Raw genomic sequence first — 6,667 nt, 5'->3', positions numbered from 1 at the left:
CCATCAACCGTTCGGTGATCTAAGTAGAAGAACCCTTTAGGCTTGCCTTCCCGATGCATAAAGCCACTGTCCGGATCTGTTGTACTGACTTTAACCTCCTTGTATTTCTCTACCGTCGATGGCTTTAAGGCTTTTTTCCGTTTAATTCTCTTTCTGCGTTGATGGCTTGATTAAGCGCATCAATATATTGACTGGGCTCAACAATACGCTGCTAATTACGTGCTTTGCCTTTATTGGCATTTGCTTTTAGGTGAGTACTGTCCGTATATAAAACCCGACCACTTATCAACCCTTTGGCAATGGCCTGCTCAACAATATTATCAAAAATCTGTTGATAGATTTCACTGTCATTAAACCGACGGCGACGATTTTGGCTAAGTGTTGAGGCGTCAATCACTTTTTCGGTTAATCCCATTCCCAGAAACCAGCGGTAAGCTAAATTGACCTGAATTTCCTGAACCAGACGACGTTCACTGGGGATACCGAAAAGATACCCCAATAGCATGATTTTAAACAGTCTGACCGGATCTTCTGCCGGACGACCGTTATTAGGGCAATAAAGTGGTGCTACCGCTTCTCGAATAAATTCAAAATCAATGACTTTAGCTATTTTACGAACAAGATGATTTTGAGGGACAAGCGCATCTAGCGAGATTTGCTCTATTTTTTCTGGTGTCGCTGGAGTTGGTTTTTTTAGCATAGAAGAACTTCTCTTATAGTGGACTCCTCTCTATTAGATCAAAGAACTCGCCAAAAAGCGAGTTCTTTGTCATCAATCTGAAGCCTTGATAAGTCAAGGCTTTTAACTGAACATTAAATTTGTAACGTTTTTTTATAAAAATCCATAAATCAAAATTATGATAACCGCAACTGGGACAATATAACGAGTTAATACAGTCCAAACACTAAACCAAAAATCACTTAGATTTAATTCTTCGCAGATGCGTTTTTGATTCATCATCCAAGCGCCAAATACTATAGTACCTAATCCAGTAAGTGGTAGCATGATTTTACTGGTCAGGTAATCGAGTAAATCAAAAATATTTTTACCAAATAGTTTGACATCAGCCCATTCATTAAATGATAATAAACAAGCAATACCTAAAGCCCAAATAACTAAACTACTTAAAATTGTTGCTGATTTTCTACCCAATGGCGTTTTTTCTTCTAATAACTCGACAGTTGGTTCAAGTAATGAAATAGAAGACGTTAATGCTGCGAAAGTTAGGAATATAAAGAACAATATACCTAAAATCGCACCCCCAGCCATATTACCAAATGCAATTGGTAGTGTAACGAAAATAAGGCCTTCTCCTACTGCTGGAGGTAAACCGTTAGCAAAAACTAAAGGGAAAATAGCTAAACCAGATAATACGGCAACAATAACGTCTAATATCACAACTGTGCGTGCGGTTGACAATAAGTTGACATCTTGTCCTAGGTATGAACCATATGCCATCATAATACCCATACCTAACGATAAACTAAAAAATGCATGACCTAATGCCGCTAAAATAGCCTTACCATTTAACGCTGACCAATTAGGTGAAAATAAAAATTCACATGCAACACCAAAAGATGGACCGCTAGCATAGATCGCATAGCCAACAAGAATTAATAATAAAATACCTAATCCTGGCATCATCAGCTTACAAGCACGCTCTAAACCAGCACCAACACCTAAAGCAACGATAAGTGCAGTGATGGCCATAAATATGGTATGCCAAGTTAATAAATGGCTTACGTTACCACGGAAATCATCAAAAATTTGTTGAGTAATTGCACCATTTGCCCCATCAAATGAGCCTTTAGCTGCTATAAAAATATAATCGGTCGCCCAACCTCCAATAACACTATAAAATGATAGAATTAAAAAAGAACCTACTACGCCAATAATACCGACCCAGCGCCAAGATTTTGAACGGCCTTCTGAAACAGCGACATCTTCCATTGTATGAATTGGATTTTTTTGCCCACGACGGCCAATTAACCATTCTAAAACTAAAATTGGTAGACCAATCACAAACATAAATAGCAAATAGGTAAGCACAAACGCTGAACCGCCCATTTCGCCTGCCATATATGGGAATTTCCAAATGTTACCTAACCCAACAGCAGAACCAGCTGCGGCAAGCATAAATCCCATGCGCGAGCTCCACTGAGAGTGGTTTTTTTTCATAGTTCCTGTACTCATGAATATTTTTCCTTGACTCTTAATTGTTTAATTTTAGTGTAAGCAAATGCCTAAAATTTTTTTATTAGATAAATAAAGCTCTAAATCATGCCATGAAATGCGTATGGAAACAAGGAATCATTAAAACTATAAATATAAATAGCAAGTTAGCAGTTAAATTTTATAATAGTTTGAATTAAATTTTTGACCAACTATTCATTATTTGTGTATGGATAAATTTATATTTTTCCTTTTATTGATAGTGGTGATGGCTTAAAATGGTTGCTTATCGATTTAGTTTACACTTTAGGTTATGGAAAAGTTGCCATGTCACAAAATATTGATTTTAATGAAATAAATAAATTTTCTCAATTAGCTGATCAGTGGTGGGATCCTAATGGAAAATGTAAACCTTTGCATATTATCAACCCATTGCGTGTCAATTATGTGCAACAACAGTGCGGGCAATTAGATCAAAAAGCAATATTAGATGTGGGATGCGGTGGTGGCATTTTATCAGAAAGTTTAGCGAAGCTTGGTGCGAATGTGACAGCCATAGATCTTGCTGATGAATCATTAGCCGTGGCAAAACTCCATGCAGCGAAAAGTAATTTATCCATTAACTATAAAAAACAGACAGTTGAACAACATGCCGAGCAAAATTCTGCGCAATATGATGTCATAACGTGTATGGAATTGTTAGAGCATGTGCCAGATCCATTTTCAATCATTCAAGCCTGCGAAAAATTACTTAAACCCGGTGGTAAACTGTTTTTATCAACCATCAATCGTAATCATAAAGCCAAGTTATTGTTGATTTATGGGGCAGAATATATTGCACGATTAGTGCCTAAAGGCACACACGACTTTAATCGCTTTATTCGCCCATCAGAATTAATGAGCTGGATTGAACTTGCTCGATTGAATGCTAAAGACATTATTGGTATGGAATATCATTTATTTAAAAATGAATTCAAGTTAGGCCCCAATGTTGATGTTAATTATATCATCACGGCACAAAAAGCAGATTAGTTTTAAAATGTGATCTAATTCTCAATTTGGGTATTTTTTCCTGTATTTTTTAAAAAATCCTCTATAATTTGGCATGTTACCGATAACACGGATTATTTTATTTTAGAGGAACTATTTATGCCGTTAATAATAATTGCTATTGGTGTAGCGTTGCTACTTATTTTAATGTTACCCCTTCGAGTCAATGGCTTCATTGCTTTGATTCTAGTTGCACTCAGTGTGGGGGTAATGGAAGGTATGCCAGTAATGGATGTAGTCAAGTCAATTAAAAATGGGGTTGGTGGTACGCTTGGCAGTTTGGCCTTAATTATGGGGTTTGGGGCAATGTTAGGTAAACTACTGTCCGATTGTGGTGGGGCACAACGCATCGCAACAACGCTAATTGAAACATTTGGTGATAAAAAAATTCAATGGGCAGTCACACTGACTGGTTTTATTGTTGGCTTTGCACTTTTTTATGAAGTTGGCTTTGTTCTTTTATTGCCATTGGTTTTAACCATTGCAGCCACATTACGAATATCGCCATTATATATTGGTATTCCAATGGCAGCAGCTTTATCGGTGACCCATGGCTTTTTACCACCACATCCTGGCCCAACCGCAATTGCTGAAATTTTTCAAGCTGATATGGGGAGGACTTTACTCTACGGTACTATCATCGCTATTCCAACGGTGATTTTAGCTGGACCAGTATTAGCAAGACTACCGTTTATTCGTGTAATTAACCATCCAATTGAAGAGGGTTTATATAACTCTAAAAAATTCACTGATGATCAAATGCCAAGCTTTGCGGTGAGTGTCTTTACTGCCTTAATTCCTGTTATTTTAATGTCGATTCGTGCAGTTTGCGATATGACTTTAGATAAAGGACATGTAGTATTACCTTATGTGGAATTTTTGGGCGATCCGGTTATTGCAACTTTAATTTCAGTGTTAGTCGCAGTATTTACCTTTGGGATTTTACGCGGTCGTTCCATGGCTGAAGTTAATTCAACTTTGGTTGATTCAATCAAAATTATTTCTATGATGCTATTAATTATTGGTGGTGGTGGAGCATTTAAGCAAGTGCTTGTCGATAGTGGTGTCAAGGTTTATATTGAACAGATGATGCATTCGTCGAATGTATCGCCGATTGTCATGGCGTGGTTAATTGCTGCATTACTGCGTTTAGCGCTTGGTTCTGCAACTGTGGCCGCATTGACAGCAGGTGGCATCGTGTTCCCTTTAATTGCTTCAACAGGGGTAAGCCCTGAACTTATGGTGATCGCAACAGGTGCCGGTAGTGTTGTGTTTTCACACGTAAATGATCCTGGCTTTTGGTTGTTTAAAGAATACTTCAACTTAAGTATTACTGAAACCATGAAATCATGGTCATTATTAGAAACAGTGATTTCAGTTTGTGGATTAGTAGGATGTTTAGTTATTAATATGTTTGTTTAATAGAATTACTACTATAGTACTTAATTTTTGCCTCATCAGTTTTCATTTAATTGTTGAGGTACTTTCAATCTATTTTTATTTAATCTGAATTCATTTTATTTACTATCTTTTCATTCGAATAAAAAAATAAATTCCACTAGCCTTTTGAGTTAAAAGTAAGTAGAATGCCTCGGCAATATTTTATCAACAATCCAACCAGTGGTGAATATTGTCATGTCTCGTATAGTTAAAGAAGCTCTCACGTTTGACGACGTGTTATTAGTCCCTGCTCATTCAACGGTATTACCTAATACAGCTGATATTAGTGCTCAACTTACTCAAACAATTAAATTAAATATTCCAATGCTGTCAGCCGCAATGGATACAGTGACCGAATCTGAATTAGCCATCGCACTAGCGCAAGAGGGAGGCATTGGTTTTATCCACAAAAATATGTCAATTGAAAACCAAGCCAATCATGTAAGGCGCGTTAAAAAACACGAAAGTGGTATAGTGCAAGATCCTGTATCAGTCTTACCAACCGCAACCATACAGCAAGTTACCGATCTAGCTAAAGAGTATGGCTTTGCTGGTTTTCCGGTTGTGACTGAAACTCAAGAACTAGTTGGTATCATTACCGCACGCGATGTCCGATTTGCAACCGACCTATCTTTACCAGTTACCGCTGTGATGACACCAAAAGAACGGTTAGTGACTGTAAATGAAGGCGAACAACGTGAAATCGTACTGCAAAAAATGCATGAACACCGTGTTGAAAAAGTCCTTGTGGTTGATGCTCGATTCCACCTAAAAGGCATGATCACCGTTAAAGATTACAATAAAGCGGAACAAAAGCCTAATGCTTGTAAAGACGATAAAGGGCGCTTGCGCGTGGGTGCCGCTGTTGGCGCAGCAGCAGGGAACGAAGAACGCATTGCTGCATTAGTTGAAGCGGGTGTTGATGTATTATTAATTGATTCATCACACGGCCATTCGCAAGGTGTGCTTGAACGTATTCGCCAAGCAAGAAATGCTTATCCTGATTTACAAATCATTGGCGGTAATGTAGCTACCAGTGAAGGCGCTAAAGCCCTTATTGATGCAGGCGTTAGCGCTGTTAAAGTGGGGATTGGTCCCGGCTCAATTTGTACAACACGCATTGTTACTGGCGTTGGTGTACCGCAAATTAGTGCTATTATGGACGCTGTTGAAGTGGCACAAAAACATAATATTCCTGTTATTGCAGATGGTGGAATTCGCTATTCAGGTGACATCGCCAAAGCTATCGCAGCAGGTGCTTCTTGTGTGATGGTTGGATCAATGTTTGCCGGTACGGAAGAAGCCCCAGGCGAAATTGAACTATTCCAAGGTAGAGCGTATAAATCATATCGCGGAATGGGATCGCTTGGCGCAATGGCAAAAGGATCTTCTGATCGCTACTTCCAAACTGACAATGCTGCCGACAAACTTGTACCAGAGGGTATAGAAGGGCGCATTGCCTATAAAGGGCCATTAAAAGAGATTGTTCACCAGCAGATGGGGGGATTAAGATCTTGCATGGGATTAACTGGCTGCGCAACAATTGATGAATTAAGAACTAAATCCAAATTCTATCGTATTACTGGTGCAGGAATGAAAGAAAGTCATGTACATGATGTACTAATTACCAAAGAGCCACCTAATTATAGAGCATGAGCATAAAAAAGGGGGGATGTCCCTCTTTTTATTTTATATTTTTATAACTTGGGGTTCGGTTAGCTTTCAGATGTTTTGGGTTGAATAAATCGCAATAATGACAATGTCCGAAACCCAACCGCTCAATTATAGCTAAACATCGCCACCCAGCCCCTACATTATCAAAAAAACTCAGGTTATCATTGATTTTATTTGTTTTTTTGTTTATAATCCTGGATTAAAACTGTAACTATCCCCTAAAATAGTACAGCAAAAAAGTAGAAAATTCTCTATGATAAAAGTAAAAGAGGATTCAATTATGAAAAAAATGACTGAACATCAAATCGTCGCTATTTTAAAAGAAGCTGA

4 protein-coding genes and 1 pseudogene are annotated in these 6,667 nt (G+C 38.1%); 3 read left to right on the top strand and 2 right to left on the bottom strand.

The features are described from left to right. A pseudogene (locus tag A9G24_RS02225) lies at nt 1-700 on the bottom strand (transposase); the annotation flags it as partial. A 132-nt stretch (nt 701-832) separates the two neighbouring features. Next, nucleotides 833-2,194, bottom strand: a complete 1,362-nt coding sequence (locus A9G24_RS02220) for a sodium-dependent transporter (protein WP_218056194.1) — start codon at nt 2,192-2,194, stop codon at nt 833-835. 306 nt (nt 2,195-2,500) lie between these two features. Between A9G24_RS02220 and ubiG the strand changes: the two genes are divergently transcribed. From ubiG to guaB, 3 genes are all read left to right on the top strand, one after another. Continuing rightward, complete coding sequence (gene ubiG / locus A9G24_RS02215; protein WP_065637584.1) at nt 2,501-3,205, top strand: bifunctional 2-polyprenyl-6-hydroxyphenol methylase/3-demethylubiquinol 3-O-methyltransferase UbiG; 705 nt, start codon at nt 2,501-2,503, stop codon at nt 3,203-3,205. A 99-nt stretch (nt 3,206-3,304) separates the two neighbouring features. After that, on the top strand, nt 3,305-4,645 hold the full coding sequence (gntT, locus tag A9G24_RS02210) for a gluconate transporter (RefSeq protein WP_442902747.1): 1,341 nt from the start codon (nt 3,305-3,307) through the stop codon (nt 4,643-4,645). A gap of 213 nt (nt 4,646-4,858) precedes the next feature. Beyond that, nucleotides 4,859-6,319, top strand: coding sequence for an IMP dehydrogenase (gene guaB, locus A9G24_RS02205; protein ID WP_065637581.1), 1,461 nt, complete (start codon nt 4,859-4,861; stop codon nt 6,317-6,319). Nucleotides 6,320-6,667 lie beyond the last annotated feature (348 nt).

This window comes from Gilliamella sp. App6-5, assembly GCF_001690525.1.
Classification (GTDB): domain Bacteria; phylum Pseudomonadota; class Gammaproteobacteria; order Enterobacterales; family Orbaceae; genus Gilliamella; species Gilliamella apicola_H.
The sequence above is the reverse complement of the archived record's forward strand: the minus strand, read 5'-3'. Positions and strand labels throughout refer to the sequence as shown.

What these genes read in the sequence shown, in the direction of transcription:
- A9G24_RS02220 (WP_218056194.1), bottom strand. Translation starts at nt 2,194, where the DNA reads ATGAGTACAGGAACTATGAAAAAAAACCACTCTCAGTGGAGCTCGCGC.
- ubiG (WP_065637584.1), top strand. Translation starts at nt 2,501, where the DNA reads ATGTCACAAAATATTGATTTTAATGAAATAAATAAATTTTCTCAATTA.
- guaB (WP_065637581.1), top strand. Translation starts at nt 4,859, where the DNA reads ATGTCTCGTATAGTTAAAGAAGCTCTCACGTTTGACGACGTGTTATTA.